Raw genomic sequence first — 20,084 nt, 5'->3', positions numbered from 1 at the left:
AGGAAGAACCGTGACCACCGTGATCACCCCGGGCGTCGCGGCCGAGGTCGAGCTCGATCTGACCGTGGCGCGCAAGGAGGCCCTCGCGGAGGGCGTCGTACGCCTGACACTCACGCACCCCGGCGGATCACCGCTGCCCGAGTGGACCCCGGGCGCCCACGTCGATCTGTGTCTCACGCCCGGCCTGGTACGGCAGTACTCACTGTGCTCCGATCCGGCCGACCGCTCCCGGTGGCAGGTGGCGGTCCTGCGGGAGCCGGAAAGCCGCGGCGGCTCGGAACACGTCCACGAACGCCTTCGCGAAGGGACCCGGGTGCGGGTCCGCGGGCCGCGCAACCGTTTTCCACTGGAGGCGTCCCCCGGGTACCTGTTCATCGCGGGCGGCATCGGCATCACCCCGATCCTTCCCATGATCGCCCAGGCGGAACGGCAGGGAGCCGCCTGGCACCTGGTCTACGGCGGACGCACCCGCGCCACGATGGCGTTCCGTGAACAACTCCGGACGGCGTACGGAGAGCGGGTCACCCTCCGTCCCCAGGACGAGTGCGGCGTACTCGACCTGAACGGGCCGCCGGCCGCCCCTCGGCAGGACACGCTGGTCTACTGCTGCGGGCCCGAGGGCCTGCTGGAGGCCGTGGAGCAGCACTGCTCACGCGCCTGGCCGCCGGGCGTACTGCGCCTGGAGCGGTTCGCTCCCGCGGACCTCGGCCCGCGGGGTCCCGGCGAGACGTTCGAGGTGGAGCTCGCCCGCAGCGGTGTCACGGTGTCCGTGCCGCCGGACCGGAGTGTCCTCCAGGCCGTCGAGGCGGCGGGTGTGCCGGTGCTGTCCTCCTGCCGGGAAGGCACCTGCGGCACCTGCGAGACCACCGTCCTGGACGGGGCCGTGGACCACCGTGACTCCCTGCTCACACCGGAGGAACAGGCCGCCGACGACACGATGTTCATCTGCGTCTCGCGCGCCGCCTGCCCCCGCCTCGTTCTGGATCTCTGACGGCCCGCCGCCGCCCGTGGAGCCACGCGAGCCCCCGGCCGATGAAGCACGAGGAAGAGCCGACGAGCCCGTTGGCGTGTTGTCGTCGGGGGCCGACCGCGTGACCCGGGTTGAACTCGCGGAGTCCGGTGTGTACCGCCCGGCGCCGCACCGTGTTCACGCTCACGCGCCGGGGAGGGCGGCACTCGGTACAGCAACCGGAAAAACTCCGGAAATTCTCGCTCCCGGGGCGGGCGGCAAACCCTTTCCCCCGGGCGCTCCCGCCCGCCCCGAGCAGGTACCCGCGGCGCGGCGGAGCCGACCGCTTCGACCTTCCCCTCCGCTCCGCATCCGGCCCGCCGCGCCGCCCCCTCTCGGCAACGCTGGCCCTCGGCTCGGCAACCCGCCCTCCACATAAGGCCCTTGACCTGACGTCAGCTCAGCCCTATGGTTACCCAGCTCTTACCGGTAACTCCTCCGAAATATTTCGGTAACGCTGTGTGTCGGAGGGCCGTTCGGCGCTCGCGCCGTACGCACCCCCCACCTCCACCCCACCCCCACCTGGCACCACCGCGAAGAAGGGATGAGCCGTGACCCCGACCGACACCACCACTCCCCCACCTCCCCACAGGCTCCGCAGACTCCGCCGGACCCTGCTGTCCGCACTGCTCGCGGGCGGCATCGCGCTCACCGCCGCACCCGCCGCCACCGCCGGGTCCACCGGCGCCGACCGTGCCCAGGCCACGGTCGTCACCTCCACCGGACGCGCCGGGAACTCCGTCGCCTTCACCTTCGACGACGGCCCCGGCGCCAACACCGGGCAGATGCTGGACGTGCTGAAGAAGAACGGCGTGAAGGCCGTCTTCTGCCTCTGGGGCGACCACGTCCGGCAGAACCCGGACATGGTGCGCCGGATCGTCAACGAGGGCCACGTGCTGTGCAACCACTCCATGCAGCACCAGGACATGGGCACCTGGTCGGCCGACCAGGTGCGGCAGAACCTCGAACAGACCAACAACGCGATCCGGCAGGCCGTGCCGGGCGCTGAGATCCCGTACTACCGTGCCCCGTACGGCAGTTGGGGCCAGTCCGCCGATGTGGCGGCGTCCATGGGCATGACGCCCCTGGGCTGGCGCGCCGACATCGGCGACTGGCAGCCGCCGGGCGCCGACGCCCTCACCCAGCGCCTGCGCCAGGCCATCACCCAGGGCGCCGTCGTCCTGATGCACGACGGTGGCGGCGACCGCAGCCAGACCGTGACCGCCGTCGACCGGGTCATCCCGGAGTTCAAGGGACAGGGCTGGAGCTTCGACCTGCCCGCCCGGCAGTAGCCGGCCGCGGGGTGCGCGGCCCCGGGGTCGCGCACCCCGCGCACTTCGCACGACCCGCACACCGCGCACCCCGTACACCCGCACACCCCGCCGCCGCGGGGCCCGCGCCAGGACGGGCCGGGCCCCGCGGCGGCTTCGCCGGCCGGGGCTTGCTTCGTCGGCCGGGGCGACCGCCCCGCCGCTCAAGAAGTGTGCGCCGAAAGGCTGTTCAGCGTGGGCGCACGGAATATCCGGGACAGGGGCGGGGCTCACATCGCTAGCGTGAGTCCGGGCCGGCGCGCTCCGCGCCGGTCCCGCCGACCTGTCCGCGAAGGAGACGCCTCATGCCCCTGAACCGTGCCGAGCGTGAACAATTCCTGGCCGAGCCCCATGTCGCAGCCCTGTCGGTGGACTCGGGCGAGGAGGGGAGGGCACCGCTGACCCTGCCGATCTGGTACCAGTACCAGCCGGGCGGCGACATCTGGATCAATACCGGGCTCGGCTCCCGCAAGGAACGGCTCATCACCAGGGCCGGCCGCTTCTCCCTGATGGTGGACCGCCTCGAACCGACGACCCGTTATGTGTCCGTGGAGGGCCCGGTCGTCTCCACCTCCCCCTCGACCAAGGAACTGCTGCGGGAGATCTCGTCCCGCTACCTCCCGCCGGAGAAGGTGGATGCCTACGTCGACTTCGCCTGGCGGGAGCACGGCGAGCAGGTCGTCATCACCATGCGCCCCCAGCGCTGGATCGGTTCGGACCTGGGCCGGATCTGAGCCACGGCCGGTCGAACGGGCCGGCTCCCGCACGGCGGCCGGAGAGGTGGGAACCCGGCCGGGGCGTGGCGGCGCGGCTCCGGCACGCCCCGGCCGGGTGTTCCGGGGGGAGCGGCCCGCCGTCCGCTCGTCCGCTCGTCCGCTCGTCCGCCATCCTGCGCCCGGGCCCCGGTGCGCGTCATCGGTGAAATCACCGGCCGTACGGGCGCGTTGGTGCCGGCCCCGGGCTCTCCGCCCCACCCGCCGTTTCCGGCGCGTTGCGACGCGGAGTACCCCACTCCCGCGGGCGGCGTGAAAAGGTGGTCCGGTGACCCGGGACGAACTCCTGAACGCCTTGGCCGCCCTGCGCCGGGCCCGCATCGGGGCGGTCCGCGCCCCGCACAAACCCCTGTTACTGCTGTGGCTGTTCGGGCGGTTCACCGCCACCGGCTCCACCGCGGTCGCCTATGAGGAGGCCGAGGAGCCGGTCAGCCGGCTGATCAACGACTACGGCCCGGCCGTCATGAGCCCCGTCCTCGCCCGGCAGCGCGCGGCGATGCCCTTCGTCCAGCTGGAGCGCGGGCTGTGGTCGCCGTGCGACGGGGACGGACGGCCGATCGGCCCGGACGCCCCCGAACGCGGCGCCTGGCTCCGGGAGCACGGCGCCACGGGCCGCCTCCTGCCGCACGTCGAACAGCTCCTCGCGGACCCCGGCACGCTCACGGCCGCCGCGCGGATCCTGCTGGACCAGCACTTCACGCCGTCCCTGGAGACCGCCATCCGCGCCGATACGGGCCTGGACCCGTCCACCGCGAAGGACCGGGCGGAGCCCTGCCTCCCCGCCCCCTCACTCGCCCCCGCGCGCGAGCAGCGCACCGGAGCCTCCGCTCCCCCGGCCCGGCGGGCCGGTTTCGCCGAGGAAGTGCTGCGGGCCTACGCCTACGCCTGCGCGATGTGCGGCTACGACGGCGCGCTGGGCCGCAACCCGGTCGGCCTCGCAGCGGCGCACATCCGCTGGCACAGCCAGGAGGGCCCCGACACGGCCGACAACGCGCTGGCCCTCTGCGCCCAGCACCACACGCTGTTCGACTACGGCGTCCTCGGCCTGACGGAGGATCTGCGCATCCGGGTCTCCGGTCTCTACACCTGCCGCGGCGACGCCGGCCGGGCCGCCGTCGAAGACCTCCACGGCCGGCGGCTCGCCGCTCCCCGGCCCGGCTGCCCCGCTCCCGGGTCGCGTCACGTCGCCTGGCACGCGCGGCAGGTCTTCAAGCACACGCCGGAGCGGGTGCCCGGGTCCGTACCGGCCCAGGCGGAGGGCGGCGACCGGTAGGCGCCGCCGGCGACGGTGACGGCGCTCCACAGCACCGCCGCGCTCCCTGTCCGCATGCGGGAATCAGTCACCGGATGGCTGTCCTGAGCACGCTGGACCGCGGTCTCGGAGTACGCGCGAACGGCCGTACGTCTAAGCAACCCGTTCGATCGGGTGCTCGGCGCGCACGGACGGCAGTCGGCTGCGGCCGGTGTGGGGCAGGGGCCGGCAGCCGCGGGCGGGCCGAGGTCATGTCATCGCGACAGTTGACCCTCACGCAGGGGCAACCCCTCAGCATGGTGGGCATGACCCATGAGCTCGAGAACGCATGTGATCCGGGTTGCCGGACGGCGCACGTCGGACGGCCACCGCGAGGCAATCGCCGGAGCCGGCCGGAAACCCCGCCACCGGGCGATCACCGGCATGCCGACGGCGGAGGGCGGCGAACCGAGGGAGGCGACAGGACGATGCGGCACTTCACGGTCCACCACGACGGCGTCACGATCCCGGTATCCCGCGGCGGCCGAGGACGGCCGCTGGTCCTCTGTCCGGGACTGAACTCGACACAGGCCGACCTGCACGAACTGACCACGCTCCTTCGGCGCGACCACGATGTGGTGACCTTCGATCTCAGGGGCCATGGCCTCGCCTCAGCCGCCGCCGGCCGGTACTCCTTCGACGGGTTTCTGAGCGATCTCGTCGCCGTGCTGGCGGAACTCGACCTGCCCTCGGCGCCCGTGCTTGTCGGCTACTCGCTGGGCGCGGACTTGGCCGTGCACTATGCCTCCGAGCGCCCCGTCACCCTAGCCGGGCTTGTTCTCATCGACGGGGCGAACCCCTTGCCCGAACCGTTCATCGCCCACGCCGACCGGGCGGAATTCCGCGCGATGGCGGAGGACCTGGCAGCGCGGCAAGAGGTCGAACGGGCCCGGGGCACGGCGCGCCAAGTGGTGCTCACCGCACAAGACATCTTCGACCTGAACATCGAGATCGATACGGTTCGGTCCGCAATCCTCGACCGGTACCGGAGGATCGACCGCCCCATCAGCATGATCATGTCGGCCTCGATCGCCGGCGGCAGCACCGAAGGACGTGCTCCACGGCACAACCGGCTCTGGCGTGCCGGCATCGAGCGACTCCTCAGCGAGCGGCCGCACGTCTCCACGCACTGGCTCGACACCGGCCACCAGTTGGTCTTCACCCATGCCCCGGACATCGCGGAGATCATCCGGCGCGCACATCCCCCGGCCGGCAGGCCGGCTTCTTGAGCGCCTCCAGGAGACCGGTCCGATGCTGACCATCGGCGAGCTGGCATCGTACGCCGGAGTCACCGTGCGCGCGGTGAGGCACTACCACGCCAAAGGGCTGCTGCCGGAGCCGGAGCGGGACCACTCCGGCTATCGGAGATACGACGCCGGCGCCGTGGTCGAGCTGATCAGGATCCGGACCCTCGCCGAGGCCGGCGTCCCGCTGGCGCGTGTCCGGGCGCTGCTGCAGGCCGGCGAGGAGGAGTTCGCCGCGGCAGTCGCGGACATCGACAAGCGGCTGCGGGCGGAGATCCGGCAACGGCAACGGCACCGGGAGCGGATCGCCCGCCTCACCGCCGGGGACAGCCTGGTGCTGCCCCGGGAGGTGGTCGGGTATCTCGACCGTCTGCGGGCGCTCGGGGTCGACGAACGGATCGTCCGAGTCGAACGCGACGGCTGGATCCCGCTGGCCGCGCAGTCGCCCGAGCGGGTCCCGGAGTGGACGGCACGCAAGCACAAGCAGATCGCCGACCCCCGGTTCATCGGTTTCCATCTCACCCTTGGACAGGCTCTCGACCACGCCGACGACGACCCCCGGCTGGTCGAGCTGGCCGACGAACTGTCCGCCTACATCACACAGATGGCTGACGAAGAGGGCGAGGAATACATCGACGACACCCGCATCGAGCCACCGCTCGCCGAGCTCATGGACGCACTGGCGTTCGCCGCGGTGCCGCCGGCCCGTCGGCTGATCGAACTGTTGCGGAAGCGAGGCTGGACCGGCTGGACCAAGCTCGAACGCGTCGATCCCGGGCGGGGTACGGCCGGAACACGGCAGGAAGACACCGCGGTGCAGCGTTCGCGGCGTGTGCGGTGACTTGGCTGCCGCCACGCCGTCCTACCGCGGCGCGTGCCGGTCGATCTCGGCGAGTTCACCGGCGTCGAAGTCGAGGTTGCCGACGGCGGCGACGTTGCTCTCCAACTGCCCGACGCTGCTGGCCCCGATCAGGGCGGAGGTCACTCTGCCGCCGCGCAGTACCCAGGCGAGGGCCATCTGCGCCAGGCTCTGCCCCCGCCGCTCCGCGATCCGGTGCAGCGCCCGGACCCTCTCCAGGGTCTCCGGGGTGATGCCCTCGGCGGTCAGGAAGGGGCTGGAACCCGCGGCGCGCGACCCCTCCGGGATCCCGTTGAGATAACGGTCCGTCAGCAGTCCTTGCGCCAAGGGCGAGAAGGCGATGGAGCCCGCGCCGACCTCGTCGAGTGCGTCGAGCAGGCCGTCCTCCACCCAGCGGTTGAACATCGAGTACGAGGGCTGGTGGATGAGCAGCGGCGTCCCCAGCCCGGCGAGGATGCGGGCGGCCTCGCGGGTCTGCTCGGGCGAGTAGTTGGAGATGCCCGCGTAGAGCGCCTTGCCCTGCCGCACCGCGGAATCCAGCGCCCCCATGGTCTCCTCCAGCGGGGTGTCCGGATCGGGGCGGTGGGAGTAGAAGATGTCGACGTGGTCGAGGCGGAGCCGGCCGAGGCTCTGGTCGAGGCTGGACAGGAGGCTCTTGCGGGAGCCCCACTCCCCGTACGGGCCGGGCCACATGTGATAGCCGGCCTTGGACGAGACGATGATCTCATCGCGGTAGGGGCGGAAGTCGCGGGCGAAGATCTCGCCGAAGTTGCGCTCGGCCGCGCCGGGCGGCGGGCCGTAGTTGTTGGCGAGGTCGAAGTGCGTGACGCCCAGGTCGAAGGCGCGGCGCAGGATCGCGCGCTGGGTCTCCAGCGGCTTCTCGTCACCGAAGTTGTGCCACAGCCCGAGGGAGACGGCGGGCAGCTTGAGCCCGCTGCGGCCGGTCCGGCGGTAGGGCATGGTGTCGTAGCGCTGTTCGGCGGCGACGTGGGTCACGGTGCTCCTCGGGACGGCGGACGGGGACGGGGACGGGGACGGGGCGGGGTCTCCGCACCGCCGTCACCCTAACCGGACGGCGGGCGGAGAGCCGCCGGACCGCGGACCCGGCGAGCACGGCCCACGCTCCGGGAGAGCACGGCCCCGCCGGAACGCGGCTCCGCCGCCGCCTCGCCGGCACGCCGCATCGCCGGCACAGGGCGCACCCGGCCCGCCCGCCTCCGTCCCCAACCGTGCCGCTGCCGCACCGCACCTCCGTGCGCACACCCTCCGCCGGAGCACAGCCCGCCGCGAGCCCCGCCCCGGACCGCAGGCGCACCCCCCTCCGCCGCGCCGGCCCGTGCCCGGAACCCCCCGCACCCGCGGCCCCGTCGCCCGTGCCGTTCTGCAACCGCTTCCGGCCCGGACACCCTCCGCCCGGCCCGGCCGCCCTCGCGGCCAGAACCACGGCGCACTGCGCCGGCCCCGGCACATCCCGCTCTCCTCCGCCCCGCACCCCGGCGGAGATCCGTACCGGACGGTGAACCCCCTGGCCACGCGGCGGGCGCGCGCCGGAGAACCGCGGCGGGAACCGGCGTCCGCCCGGCTCGTACCGCGCCAACCGGCCCGGCACGCCGTGGAGTTCGCCGAGCCGTACATCTTGACGGCGCAACCTCCCGCCCCCAAGATGCCGTGGGAGCGCTCCCATACATCTGCTGACTTCCTGCCCACCCCACATCGCGCGGAAGGACCGAGCCGTGACACAGCATCCGCCCCTTGAGCCCCCTCAGAGGGGCCGCCCCCACCGCGGCAGGCGCCGCGTCCTCGGTGTCGTCGCCGTGGCCGGTCTGCTGGGCACCGCCCTGTCGGGGCCCGCCATCGGAGCCGAGCCGGGCCCGGAGCTGGTCACGAACGGTGACTTCTCCAACGGCACCACCGGCTGGTGGCTCACCGACAACGTCCCGGGCTCGGTCGTCGACGGCCGGCTCTGCGCCGAGGTGCCGGCCGGCACCGCCAACCCCTGGGACGCCATCGTCGGCCAGAACGACATCCCACTGACCGCCGGCGAGAGCTACACCCTGCGCTACACGGCGTCCTCCACGGTGCCGGTGACCATCCGCACCAATGTGCAGATGGCGACCGACCCGTACACCGCCGAGCTCAACGCCTCCGACCAGATCGACGAGACCGCGGAGCCCGTCGAGCACATCTTCACCGCGAACGCCGACAACGAGGAGGCCCAGCTGGCCTTCCAGATCGGCGGCAGCGAGGAGGCGTACACCTTCTGCGTCGACGACGTCTCGCTGACCGGCGGCGCCGAACCGCCCGTCTACGAGCCGGAGACCGGCTCCCCGGTGCGGGTCAACCAGGTCGGCTACCTCACCCACGCCACGAAGGGCGGCACCGTCGTCACGGACGCCGCCGATCCGCTCGACTGGACGCTCAAGGACGCCGGCGGCAAGCAGGTGGCGGCCGGGAAGACCAAGCCGGCCGGCACCGACCCGAGCTCGCGCCAGAAGGTCCACACCTTCGACTTCAGCAAGGTGATGAAGGCGGGTGAGGGCTACACCGTCACCATCGGCGAGGACACCAGCGAGCCGTTCGACATCGGCGAGGACCTGTACTCCTCGCTGCGCTCCGACGCGCTGGCGTACTTCTACCACAACCGCAGCGGCATCGAGATCGAGGCGGACCTGGTCGGTGAGGAGTACGCGCGCCCGGCCGGCCACATCGGTGTCGAGCCCAACCAGGGCGACACGAAGGTGCCGTGCCAGGAGGGCGTGTGCGACTACACCCTGGACGTCTCCGGCGGCTGGTACGACGCCGGTGACCACGGCAAGTACGTCGTCAACGGCGGCATCTCCGCCGCCCAGGTGATGGCCAACTTCGAGCGCACCCTGCACACCGAGGGCGCCGACGGCGCGCCGCTCGGTGACGGCAAGCTGCGGGTGCCCGAGCGGGGCAACGGCGTTCCGGACATCCTGGACGAGGCCCGCTGGCAGATGGACTTCCTGATGAAGATGCAGGTGCCCGAGGGCGAGAAGCTCGCGGGCATGGTGCACCACAAGATCCACGACCAGCAGTGGACCGGTCTGCCGCTGCTGCCCAGCGAGGACCCGCAGCCGCGCGAGCTGCACCCGCCGTCGACCGCCGCCACGCTCAACCTGGCCGCGACCGGCGCCCAGTGCGCCCGCCTCTTCGAGCCGTACGACCAGGAGTTCGCCCAGAAGTGCCTGGAGACGGCCAAGGCCGCCTGGGCCGCGGCGAAGGCCAACCCGGACGTGCTCGCCGACCCGAACGACGGCACCGGCGGCGGCGCGTACAGCGACGACAACGTCACGGACGAGTTCTACTGGGCGGCGGCCGAGCTCTTCGTCACCACCGGTGAGGACACCTACCGGCAGGCCGTGCTCGGCTCCGAGCTGCACGGTGACGCGGAGGCGGTCTTCCCGCGCGCCGGCATCAACTGGGGCAACACCGCCGGTCTCGGCGCGCTGACCCTGGCGACCACGCCCAGCGACCTGCCGGCCGGCGAACTGGCGCAGGTCCGCGCCATGGTGACCCAGGCCGCCGACGGCTACGCGGCCGACTCCCGCCAGTCCGCGTACGGGGTGCCGTACGCGCCGGAGGGAGGCCAGTACGTCTGGGGCTCCAACAGCCAGGTCCTCAACAACATGGTCGTGCTCGCCACGGCCCACGACCTGACCGGGAAGGCCGCCTACCGCGACGCGGTGCTGCACGGCATGGAGTACCTGCTGGGCCGCAACCCGCTCAACCAGTCGTACGTGACCGGCTACGGCGAGCGGGACTCCCACAACCAGCACCACCGGTTCTGGGCCAACCAGCTCGACCCCTCGCTGCCGAACCCGGCCCCCGGCTCCGTCGCCGGCGGCCCCAACACCGGCATCGAGGACCCGGTGGCGCAGGACAAGCTGGTGGGCTGCGCTCCGGCGATGTGCTACATCGACGACATCGAGTCCTGGGCGACCAACGAGATCACCATCAACTGGAACGCGCCGCTGGCGTGGGTGGCCTCGTACCTGGACGACCAGGGCAGCGGAACCGTCAAGTACAAGGGCAAGGACAAGAGCAAGGACAAGCGCAAGAAGCACCGCAAGCACTGATGAGCCGGGGCCCGGGCGAGCCGCGGCGGGGGGTCCGCGCGGGGGCGCCCGCCCGGGGACCCCCCCCGCTGCAACGGGGGCCCGGGGGGGGCGGTGACGGAGCGGCCGGGAACTCCCAACTGGGGTGACCGGCCGCTCTGTTGCGCGGGAGCGCGGTCCGCACGGGGCGTGGGGCGTCCCGGCCGCCCGTCCCGCCGCCCGGCCGCCGGAGAAGCGGCCGGAGGCGCCGCCGTAGGCACTGCCGAGGGCTCCGCCGGAGGCACTGCCGCAACGGGATGCGCATTCCGGCCCGTTCACATCTCTTGACTCCCACGTTGCCGAGCCTTTAGCGTCCGTGAGCCACCTTCCGGAAACTTTCCGGAAACTTCTGAAACGGTTGAACCGACACGGGAGTGCACCAATGAGACCCATCCGCTTCGCCACCGCCGCGCTCGCCACGGCCGCCCTGTCGCTGCCGCTGGCCGCGACCTCGGCCGCGGCCGACGCGCCCTCCGGCCACCCGGCCGCGTCCCACTCCAAGGCCAAGGCCAAGAACGACCGGCTGCGCTCGGCCGCTCCCGACGGCTTCTACGTGGGCACCGCCGTGGCCGGCGGCGGCCACCACCTCGAACAGGACTACCCGGACCCCTTCACCTACGACGAGGAGTACCGGAAGGTCCTGGGGCAGCAGTTCAACTCGGTCTCGGCCGAGAACCAGATGAAGTGGGAGTTCATCCACCCGGAGCGCGACCGCTACGACTTCGGCGCGGCCGACGCCATCGCCGACTTCGCGGACCGCCACCAGCAGGTCGTGCGCGGGCACACCCTGCTGTGGCACAGCCAGAACCCGGAGTGGCTGGAGCAGGGCGACTTCTCGAAGGAGGAGCTGCGCTCCATCCTCAAGGAGCACATCACCACCGTCGTCGGCCGCTACGCCGGCCGGATCCAGCAGTGGGACGTGGCCAACGAGATCTTCGACGAGCAGGGCAACCTGCGCACCGAGGAGAACATCTGGATCCGCGAGCTGGGACCGGAGATCGTCGCCGACGCCTTCCGCTGGGCGCACGAGGCCGACCCCGAGGCCAAGCTGTTCTTCAACGACTACGGCGTCGAGGACGACAACGCCAAGAGCGACGCCTACTACGCGCTCATCCAGGAGCTGCTCGCCCAGGGCGTGCCCGTGCACGGCTTCTCCGCACAGGCCCACCTGAGCACCCGTTACGGCTTCCCGGGCGGCCTGGAGCAGAACCTGCGCCGGTTCGACGAGCTCGGCCTGGAGACCGCCATCACCGAGCTGGACGTCCGCATGGACCTGCCGGAGAGCGGTGTTCCCACCGACGCCCAGCTCCAGCAGCAGGCCGACTACTACCAGCAGGCCCTGTCGGCCTGCCTGGCCGTCGAGGACTGCAACTCCTTCACCATCTGGGGCTTCACGGACAAGTACTCCTGGGTCCCGGTCTTCTTCGAGGGCGAGGGCTCCGCGACGGTCATGACGGAGGACTACGTCCGCAAGCCGGCGTTCAACGCCCTGTACAACACCCTGCTGGACGCCAAGAAGAAGGACTGCCGGAAGCGCGGGAAGCACTGGAAGAAGGACTGGCGGCGCTGACGTAACGCCCGTCCGCCCACCGCCCGCCCGCCGGGTGACCCGCCGCGATCACGGTCCACGGCGGGCCACCGGCACCGGCGACCGCCCGGGCCCGTCCCCGCCGCCTCGTCCCCGGCGGCGACGGGCCCGCCGCGTCATGGTGTGATCCGGTCGGACGGTCGCCCATCGAGGAGAACGAGCGCGGCGGGCCACACGGTCCCGGAGAGCGCGGGGCCGCTCACGCACTCCCTGCCCCGCCCCGCACATACGCTCCCGCACGCGCCGCGGCCGCGGCGGCCTCGGCGGCCCGGTCCGCGGCCGCTTCGTCGAGGCGGTCACCGCTGATCAGCAGGCGGTGGTAGAGGGGGGCGGAGACAGCACGGATCACCTCCTGGACATCGGTGCCGTCGGGCACCTCGCCCCGGTCGACGGCCTGCTGGACGCAGGGGGCCCATTCCTCGACGCGGATGTCGTAGAAGCGGTGCAGTGCCTCGGCCGTCTTCGCCTCACAGGTGGCGGCCGCGATCACCGCCTTGAACAGTGCCCCCTGCCGAGGGTCGGCCAAGGTGCGCTGCACGAGCCGGGCATTGGCCTTGAGGTCGCCGAGCAGCGAGCCGGTCTCCGTACGCGGCAGTGACTGCTCGGCCATGTCCATCAGCAGGTCGGCCACCAGGATGGTCACCGTTCCCCAGCGGCGGTAGACGGTGGTCTTGCCGACCTCGGCACGGCGCGCGATGTCGGCGAGGTCCAGTTGGGCGAAGCCTCGCTCCGCCAGGGCGTCCCCCGTCGCCCGCAGCACGGCCGCCCGCACCCGCGCCGTGCGCCCTCCCGGACGGACGGTCCCCGGATCTGCACCCTCAAACCCCATAACGGGACTCCAGTTTCGTTAATCGCCTGCACCTGCTACGTTGAGGCCCTACATTAACGGAACTGGCGTCCCATTAGCCAGTTCTGGCAGCGAGAGAGGATCCAACATGGAATACAGGCGGCTGGGTGCGTCCGGCCTCAAGGTCCCCGCTCTGAGCTTCGGCGCCGGCACCTTCGGCGGCCGGGGACCGCTGTTCGGTGCCTGGGGCACCACCGAGGGGCGAGAAGCACGCCGTCTCGTGGACATCTGCCTCGACGCCGGGATCACGATGTTCGACACCGCCGACGTCTATTCCGCCGGCGCCTCCGAGGAGGTGCTGGGGGAAGCGATCAAGGGCCGCAGGGACCAGGTGATCCTGTCCACCAAGACCAGCCTGCCGATGGGCGACGGCCCGGGCGACGCGGGCTCCTCCCGTTCCCGCCTGATCACCGCGTGCGAGGACGCCCTGCGCCGGCTCGGCACCGACTACATCGACCTGTTCCAGTTGCACGCCTTCGACGCCGGCACACCGATCGAGGAAGTCCTGTCCGCACTCGACGATCTCGTACGAGCGGGCAAGGTCCGCTACCTCGGCATGTCCAACTTCTCGGGCTGGCAGGCGATGAAGTCCCTCGCGATCGCGGAGAAGTACGGCCGCACGCGCTATGTCGCCCATCAGGTCTACTACAGCCTCATCGGCCGCGACTACGAATGGGAGCTGATGCCCCTCGGCCTCGATCAGGGCCTGGGAGCCCTCGTCTGGAGCCCGCTCGGCTGGGGACGGCTCACCGGCAAAGTCCGCCGCGGCCGGCCGCTGCCGGACACCAGCAGGCTGCACCACACCGCGGACTACGGCCCGCCGGTCGAGGACGAACACCTCTACCGCGTGGTCGACGCCCTCGACGAGATCGCGCGGGAGACCGGCAGGAACATTCCGCAGATCGCCATCAACTGGCTGCTGCAGCGGCCGACCGTCTCCTCCGTCATCATCGGCGCCCGCAACGAGGAGCAGCTTCGCCAGAACCTCGGAGCCGTCGGCTGGACGCTCACGCCCGGCCAGATGGCGAAACTCGATGCGGCGAGTGGCAGGACGGCGCCCTACCCGTACTTCCCCTACCAGCGTCAGGAAGGCTTCGCCCGCCTCAACCCGCCAGTTGTCGCGCCGCCGCCCGCTGGATGACATCGGCATCGACATCGGCATCGAGAACGCCCGCCGCGTGTCACGGACCGGGGCCGGCGGGTGCACTCCGCCGGCCCGCGAGGTCGCCCGGCCGAGCCCGGAGGAACGGAAGAACCGCCCGGGACTCGCCCAACGCCCCTCAGGCCCCCGGCCACGCCGCTCCGCGCCGCGCCCGCAGGTCGATGGCCGCGACCGCCAGGGCCAGGGCCACCAGCGCCACGGAGACGCCGAGGCTGTGGCGGAAGGCCGCCGCCCAGTCCCCGTCGCCGTCCCCTCCCGCGCCCAGGCTCGCGAAGAAGACGCTGCCCGCGGCCGCGATGCCCGTGGCCGAGCCGATCCGCTGGCCGGTCTGCAGCACTCCCCCGGCGCTGCCGCCCTGCGCCGGGGGTACTTCGGCGAGGGTCAGCGTCTGGTTGGGCGAGATGACGGAGCCGCCGCCCAGCCCCGCCAGCAGCAGCGGCAGTGCCATGGCCCAGCCCGCCCGATCGCCCGGCACCTGGTACACCGCCAGCATCACCCCGCCCAGCCCGGCCGCCACCGCCACCAGCCCGGCGACGACGAGCGCCCGGCCGTACCGGTGGACGAAACGCCCGCTGAACGCGGCCGCGAGAGCCGAGCCGAGGGCGAAGGGGGTGATGGACAGCCCGGCCTGCAGAGCGCTGTAGCCCAGCCCGGACTGGAGGTAGAGCGTGAAGACGAAGAAGATCGACGTGAACCCGGCGAAGTAGAACAGCATGATGAGCGAGCCGAGCGCGTAGGAACGCAGCCCGAACAGCCCCATGTCGACGAGCGGTTGGGCGTGCCGTCGCTGCCGCAGCTCCCACCGGACGAAGACGGCGATCAGCGCCAGCGCGGCCGGGACGAGCAGCCACTTGCCCGCGCCGCGCCACTGCTGCGCCTCGACGAGCGGGAGGAGGAGCAGCGCCACGCCCGCGCCGAGGAGGACGATGCCCACCGGGTCCAGGTCCCGCGCGCAGGGCTTGGTCTCGTTCTCCGGGCCGGGCAGCAGGAACCGCGCCAGGACGAGGGCGAGCAGGCAGACCGGCAGATTGACGTAGAAGATCCACCGCCAGCCCTCCTCCGGTCCGAAGATCTGGATGATGACCCCGCCGAGCACGGGGCCGACGGCCGTGGAGAGCCCGATGACGGTACCGAAGTAGCCGAAGGCGCGGCCGCGTTCGGCGCCGCGGAACATCTGCTGGATGAGCGCCGAGACCTGCGGGGTGAGGATGCCGCCCGCGAGGCCCTGCAGGAACCGGGCGAGCACCAGCCAGGTCGAGGACTGCGCGGCCCCGCACAGCGCGCTGGCCACGGTGAACAGACCCATACCGATCATGAACATCCGGCGCCGGCCCCGGGCGTCCCCGATCCGTCCGGCGGGGACGAGCAGCAGGCCCAGCGCGAGGGCGTAGCCGGAGAGCACCCACTGGATGTCACTCTCGGGCGCGTCGAGGCCCTCGCGGATGGAGGGCAGCCCGACGTTGACGATCGAGATGTCGAGCAGCGTGATGAACCCCGAGAGCAGGCAGACGGCGAGCGCCTTCCAGCGGTTGGGGTCGGGGACGTACGCGGGCTCGGTCGTGCCGGCAGCCTTGTGGTTCACTTCCGTCTCTCCTGTGATCGTCTCGTCCGAGGATGACGCACCCGGGCGGCGGTGCGCGGAAGCGGGAGGGCGGCTCCGCGGATGTCGCCGGTTCCGTGCGGCCCGCCAAGGGCTCGTGCGGAGGCCGGCACCGGGCCGCCGCCTCGCGTGCGCGGCGGCCCGAGAGCGCTCTCCCGGCGTGTCACCGGCTTGTCCCCGCCGGGCCGCCGCCCCTGCCCGCACGTCTGCCTCTTCGTCCTCACTTGGCCCGGTCCGCTGTCACCGGCGCGCGGGGAAGCGGCAGGGTGTGGCCATTCCGCCGGGGCGTGCCACGGTGCCGGGCCGGTCCCCCTCCGGCCGCCCCCGGCCGCCCCCGGCCGCCTCCGGCCACCCCCCGACGAGCCCGCCCACCTCCGACGAGCCCACCGCACCGACCCGCACCGAGCCCTCACCACACCGCCGCCCCACCCCCTCTCACGCCCCACCACCTCACGCCCCACCGCACAGCCCGTACAGGCACACGCAGCCGCAGACGCGCACAGCCCGTGAAGGCGAGGACGTATGACCTTGGATCTGTCACCGGACAGCGGGGCCCGGGATGCCGGACCCCCCGTCCCGGTCCCGGCCGTCGGGCTCGGGGAGCGGCTGCGGGGAGGCGTCAGCTTCCGCCGCGACCAGCTCGGCTTCCTGCAGTGGGCGGCCCGGACCCACGGCGACATCGTGCGGTTCCGCCTCTTCGGCATCCCCATGATCATGCTGAACCACCCGGACCACATCTACCGCGTGCTCGTCGAGCAGCGCTCGAAGTACGACAAGGACGCGCTGCTCTACCGGCTGGTCCGCCCGGTGCTGCGCGACGGTCTGATCGGCAACCCGGGCGGGGAGCTGTGGCAGCGCCAGCGGCGGCTGATGCAGCCGTCGTTCCGGCCGGTCGTCGTCGCCAGGTTCGCCGAGAACATGACCGATGAGACGGGCGCGATGCTGGAGCGCTGGGAGCGGCGGTACGCGCCGGGCACGGTGGTGAACGTCCACGAGGAGTTCGGCGAGCTGGCGCTGCGGATCGTCAACCGTTCGCTGTTCAGCGCCCGGGTCGGGAGCGCCGCACGGGACTTCGCGGAGGCGTTCACCGAGGCGAACGCCCTGCTCGGCCGGTTCTTCAAGTTCCCGTTCCCGCCGCTGACCGTGCCCACCCCGGGCCACCGGCGGCTGCGCCGGGCCATCGACCGGATGGACGCCTTCGTGGCCTCCTTCGTCCAGCGGCGCACGGCGGCCGGTCCGGGTGACGAGGTCGATCTGCTCACCCTGCTGATGAACGCGGTCGACGAGGACGGGGACGGCCGCGGGATGGAGCCGGAGCAGCTCCACCACGAGGTGCTGAACCTGGTGGTCGGCGCCTACGAGACCACCACCAACGCCCTCTCCTGGATCTTCTATCTGCTCGCCGCCCACCCGGAGGTCGAGCGGAAGCTCCACGAGGAGGCCGACGCCGTGCTCGGCGGGCGGGTGCCACGCTTCGAGGACATGGCCCGCACCCCGTACGCGCGTTCGGTGGTGGAGGAGACCTTACGGCTGTATTCGCCCGCCTGGCAGTTCATGCGCCGGGCCCGGACGGAGGACAGCATCGGCGGCTTCCACATCCCCGCCCGCTCGAACATCTACCTCAACAGCTATGTGCTGCACCGGCATCCGCAGCTGTGGGACGACCCGGAGTCCTTCGACCCCGGCCGCTTCACCCCCGAGCGGTCCGCCGGCCGCCCCCGGCACGCCTACATGCCGTTCGGCGGCGGCGAACGCGTCTGCATCGGCCAGCACTTCGCTCTGACCGAGCTGCACCTGGTGCTGCTCACCGTCGTCCGGCGGCATCGCTTCCGGCTGCCGCCCGGCCGGCCGCCGGTGCGGCCGCAGCCCCTGATCACCCTGCATCCGGAGGGTGGCGTCCCCCTGGAGGTGCATCCCCGGTGAACGGATTCCCCCAGCAGGACCGGCAGAACACCCGCACGGAGCCGGCAGTCGGGCCGGCCCAAAAGCCGCACATCTACTGCCCGTTCCCCTCACAGGTCAGCCCGTACGCGGAGGCCGCCGAGGCGCATCTGGACGCGTGGGTGGCCCGGTTCGAGGTGGTCCGGGGCTCCGTGGCGCGCCGGCGCTTCGCCCGCGCCGGTTTCGGGCAGTTCGCCGCCCGGACGTACCCGGCCGCCGACCGGGCCGCGCTGGAACTGGTCGCCGACTGGTTCGGCTGGCTCTTCCTCGTCGACGACCAACTGGACGACGGCCGGGTCGGCCGTGACCTCGCCGGCGCCCGGCGGGCGATGGACGGCCTGCTCCGGGTCCTGGACCGGGACGATCCGGCCGAGGGCGCACGGCCGCCCGGCGAGCCTCCGCTGGCCTGGGCGCTGCGCGACCTGTGGCACCGCACCGCGAGCCGCGCCACGCCCGCCTGGCGGCGCCGTTTCACGGACCATCTCGCGTCCTGCCTGGACGCCGCCTGCTGGGAGGCGGAGAACCGCGTCGCCGGGGTGATCCCCGGCGAGGCCGAGTACATCGAGCAGCGGCGGCACACCGGGGCGATCTATGTGTGCATGGATCTCATCGACGTCGTCGCCGGTCTCGACCTCCCCGAGGCCGTCCACGCCGGTGAGCCGTTCCGGGCCGCCCTGCGGTCCTCCAGCGACGTGGTCGTGTGGACGAACGACTGGTACTCGCTGGGCAAGGAGATGGCGCTGGGCGAGTACCACAACCTGGTACGGGTCGTGGCGCACGCCCGGGGGCTGACACTGCGGGAGGCGCTGGAGCACACGGCGGAGGCCGTCTCCGCCGAGACGCGCCGCTATCTGGGCCACCGGGAACGGCTGCTGGAGGCGCACCCGGAGCACCGGGCCGGCCTCACCGCCTGCCTGGCGGGCATGGAGTCGTGGATGCGCGGCAACCTGGACTGGTCGCGGGCGACCCTGCGCTACCGGGAACGGGAGCAGGGCGGCCTCCCCGCCTATCTGGAGGCGACCCTCGCACCGGCGGGCACCGAAGGGGGGTCGTGATGACGGGACGCGCCGCAGCCCCGCCGGCGGCCGTCGCCCTCGCCCGGGAGACCGTGCCGCCCGCCCTCCTGGACTGGATCGCCCGGCTGGGCCCGGATCTGGCCACGCTCTGCGGGTACCAGATGGGGCTGTGCGACGCGGACGGCGTCCCGGCCGGAGCCGGCGCGGCGACCGCGAACGCCGCACCGGGCCGCCCCGCGACGGGCACATCCCGGCGCTCCGGGGGCGGCAAGCTCGTCCGCCCCGCGCTCGCGCTGGCCACCGCCGCCGCTGCCGGGGCGGAAGCCAAGGAGGCGTTACCGGCCGCGCTGGCCGCTGAACTCGTCCACAACTTCACCCTGTTGCACGACGACGTGATGGACGGCGACCGCGTACGACGCCACCGCCCCGCCGCCTGGGTGCGGTTCGGCACCCCGCTGACGATCCTGGCCGGTGACGGTCTGCTGGCCCTCGCCTTCGAGGTGCTCTCCTCGAACCCCTCACCCGGCGGCGCCGATGTGGCCGGCGATCTCGCCCGCGCCCTGCGGCAGTTGTGCCTCGGCCAGGGCCGCGACCTGCTGGCGGCTCCGGCGGCGGCCCCGCCCGCTACGCCGGACGCTGCGGCGGACGTGACGGCCGGGGCGCTCCGCGGGACCGGCACCGAGGACTGCCTGCGCACACTGGAGGCCAAGACGGGTGCGCTGCTGGGCTTCGCCTGCCGGGCCGGCGCGGCCTACGCGGGCGCCCCGTCCACCGTGCTGGAGGCCTTCGAACGGTTCGGGTCCCGGCTCGGCCTGGCGTTCCAGCTCCAGGACGACGTCCTCGGGATCTGGGGGCACGCCGGCAGCACCGGCAAACCGGCCCTCTCCGATCTGCGGGCGCGCAAGAGGAGCGCGCCGGTGGTGGCCGCCCTGGCCTCGGACACGGCTCCGGGACGGCGGCTGGCGGAGCTCTACGCACGCCCGGGCCCGCCGAGCGAGAACGAACTCGCGCTCGCCGCCTCGCTGGTGGAGGAGGCCGGAGGGCGCGCGTGGACGCTGGCCGAGGCGCGGCGGTGGCGGGAGGCGGCCTGGGAGAGCCTGCGCCCGCTGGAGCTGTCCGCGGCCGGCCTCGCGGACCTGCGGGAACTCACCGACCGCCTCACCGACCGCGCCTCCTAGCGACGGCCCGGGAGGCCGCCGACCGCCCGGGCCCCGTCACGGCTCCCGCCGCCCTGCCCTCCCCGCCGCCCCTGTCCGCGCCGCACGGCCCTTCACGCCCCCTGGTCCACCGCCGCGCCGCCGACCCTGCGAGCACCGTTCCACCGCC

At 72.7% G+C, this 20,084-nt stretch carries 15 protein-coding genes; 12 read left to right on the top strand and 3 right to left on the bottom strand.

Features of this window, described 5'->3' with window-relative positions:
* Nucleotides 1–10 precede the first annotated feature (10 nt).
* The 6 genes from IF83_RS0106905 to IF83_RS0106880 all read left to right on the top strand — a co-directional run bounded on the left by IF83_RS0106905 (nt 11) and on the right by IF83_RS0106880 (nt 6,468).
* Nucleotides 11–991, top strand: coding sequence for a PDR/VanB family oxidoreductase (locus IF83_RS0106905; RefSeq protein ID WP_037678979.1), 981 nt, complete (start codon nt 11–13; stop codon nt 989–991).
* A gap of 569 nt (nt 992–1,560) precedes the next feature.
* Entirely contained in the window at nt 1,561–2,301 is a 741-nt protein-coding gene (locus IF83_RS0106900) for a polysaccharide deacetylase family protein (RefSeq protein ID WP_208605849.1), read from the top strand.
* A gap of 323 nt (nt 2,302–2,624) precedes the next feature.
* Nucleotides 2,625–3,053, top strand: coding sequence for a pyridoxamine 5'-phosphate oxidase family protein (locus tag IF83_RS0106895; RefSeq protein WP_030543155.1), 429 nt, complete (start codon nt 2,625–2,627; stop codon nt 3,051–3,053).
* A gap of 307 nt (nt 3,054–3,360) precedes the next feature.
* Nucleotides 3,361–4,365: a phosphorothioated DNA-binding restriction endonuclease gene (locus IF83_RS0106890; RefSeq protein ID WP_051722519.1), complete on the top strand. Its 1,005-nt coding sequence runs from the start codon at nt 3,361–3,363 to the stop codon at nt 4,363–4,365.
* Between the two features lie 446 nt (nt 4,366–4,811).
* Complete coding sequence (locus IF83_RS0106885; protein WP_030543153.1) at nt 4,812–5,612, top strand: alpha/beta fold hydrolase; 801 nt, start codon at nt 4,812–4,814, stop codon at nt 5,610–5,612.
* Between the two features lie 22 nt (nt 5,613–5,634).
* A complete protein-coding gene (locus tag IF83_RS0106880; protein ID WP_030543152.1) occupies nt 5,635–6,468 on the top strand; it encodes a MerR family transcriptional regulator in 834 nt (277 codons plus the stop codon).
* A 21-nt stretch (nt 6,469–6,489) separates the two neighbouring features.
* On the opposite strand, the gene mgrA is transcribed toward IF83_RS0106880, so the two are convergent.
* Nucleotides 6,490–7,482 (bottom strand): L-glyceraldehyde 3-phosphate reductase, encoded by a 993-nt coding sequence (mgrA, locus tag IF83_RS0106875; protein WP_030543151.1) that lies wholly within the window; start codon nt 7,480–7,482, stop codon nt 6,490–6,492.
* Nucleotides 7,483–8,300: 818 nt separating this feature from the next.
* Between mgrA and IF83_RS0106870 the strand changes: the two genes are divergently transcribed.
* Both IF83_RS0106870 and IF83_RS0106865 read left to right on the top strand, forming a co-directional pair.
* Complete coding sequence (locus IF83_RS0106870; protein WP_107046714.1) at nt 8,301–10,586, top strand: glycoside hydrolase family 9 protein; 2,286 nt, start codon at nt 8,301–8,303, stop codon at nt 10,584–10,586.
* 400 nt (nt 10,587–10,986) lie between these two features.
* Nucleotides 10,987–12,174 carry an endo-1,4-beta-xylanase gene (locus tag IF83_RS0106865; RefSeq protein ID WP_030543149.1) on the top strand — a complete coding sequence of 396 codons (1,188 nt, stop codon included), beginning with the start codon at nt 10,987–10,989 and terminating at the stop codon, nt 12,172–12,174.
* A gap of 217 nt (nt 12,175–12,391) precedes the next feature.
* Here IF83_RS0106865 and IF83_RS0106860 read toward each other — a convergent pair whose 3' ends face one another.
* Entirely contained in the window at nt 12,392–13,021 is a 630-nt protein-coding gene (locus IF83_RS0106860) for a TetR/AcrR family transcriptional regulator (RefSeq protein WP_030543148.1), read from the bottom strand.
* A 106-nt stretch (nt 13,022–13,127) separates the two neighbouring features.
* Between IF83_RS0106860 and IF83_RS0106855 the strand changes: the two genes are divergently transcribed.
* Nucleotides 13,128–14,180 (top strand): aldo/keto reductase, encoded by a 1,053-nt coding sequence (locus tag IF83_RS0106855; RefSeq protein WP_030543147.1) that lies wholly within the window; start codon nt 13,128–13,130, stop codon nt 14,178–14,180.
* 139 nt (nt 14,181–14,319) lie between these two features.
* Here IF83_RS0106855 and IF83_RS0106850 read toward each other — a convergent pair whose 3' ends face one another.
* Nucleotides 14,320–15,783 (bottom strand): MFS transporter, encoded by a 1,464-nt coding sequence (locus IF83_RS0106850; protein ID WP_030543146.1) that lies wholly within the window; start codon nt 15,781–15,783, stop codon nt 14,320–14,322.
* 540 nt (nt 15,784–16,323) lie between these two features.
* On the opposite strand from IF83_RS0106850, the gene IF83_RS0106845 reads away from it, so the two are divergent.
* From IF83_RS0106845 to IF83_RS0106835, 3 genes are read left to right on the top strand one after another with little or no spacing between them, the layout of a single operon-like run.
* Entirely contained in the window at nt 16,324–17,724 is a 1,401-nt protein-coding gene (locus IF83_RS0106845; protein ID WP_051722518.1) for a cytochrome P450, read from the top strand.
* On the top strand, nt 17,721–18,797 hold the full coding sequence (locus tag IF83_RS0106840; protein ID WP_051722517.1) for a terpene synthase family protein: 1,077 nt from the start codon (nt 17,721–17,723) through the stop codon (nt 18,795–18,797). The genes IF83_RS0106845 and IF83_RS0106840 overlap by 4 nt, the downstream gene beginning before the upstream one ends.
* Nucleotides 18,797–19,936 carry a polyprenyl synthetase family protein gene (locus IF83_RS0106835; RefSeq protein ID WP_037678974.1) on the top strand — a complete coding sequence of 380 codons (1,140 nt, stop codon included), beginning with the start codon at nt 18,797–18,799 and terminating at the stop codon, nt 19,934–19,936. Before IF83_RS0106840 ends, IF83_RS0106835 begins: the two co-directional genes overlap by 1 nt.
* Nucleotides 19,937–20,084: the final 148 nt, after the last annotated feature.

The sequence above is a fragment of the Streptomyces albus subsp. albus genome, assembly GCF_000719865.1.
GTDB lineage: Bacteria > Actinomycetota > Actinomycetes > Streptomycetales > Streptomycetaceae > Streptomyces > Streptomyces albus_E.
This window is presented reverse-complemented; position numbering and strand designations above follow the sequence as displayed.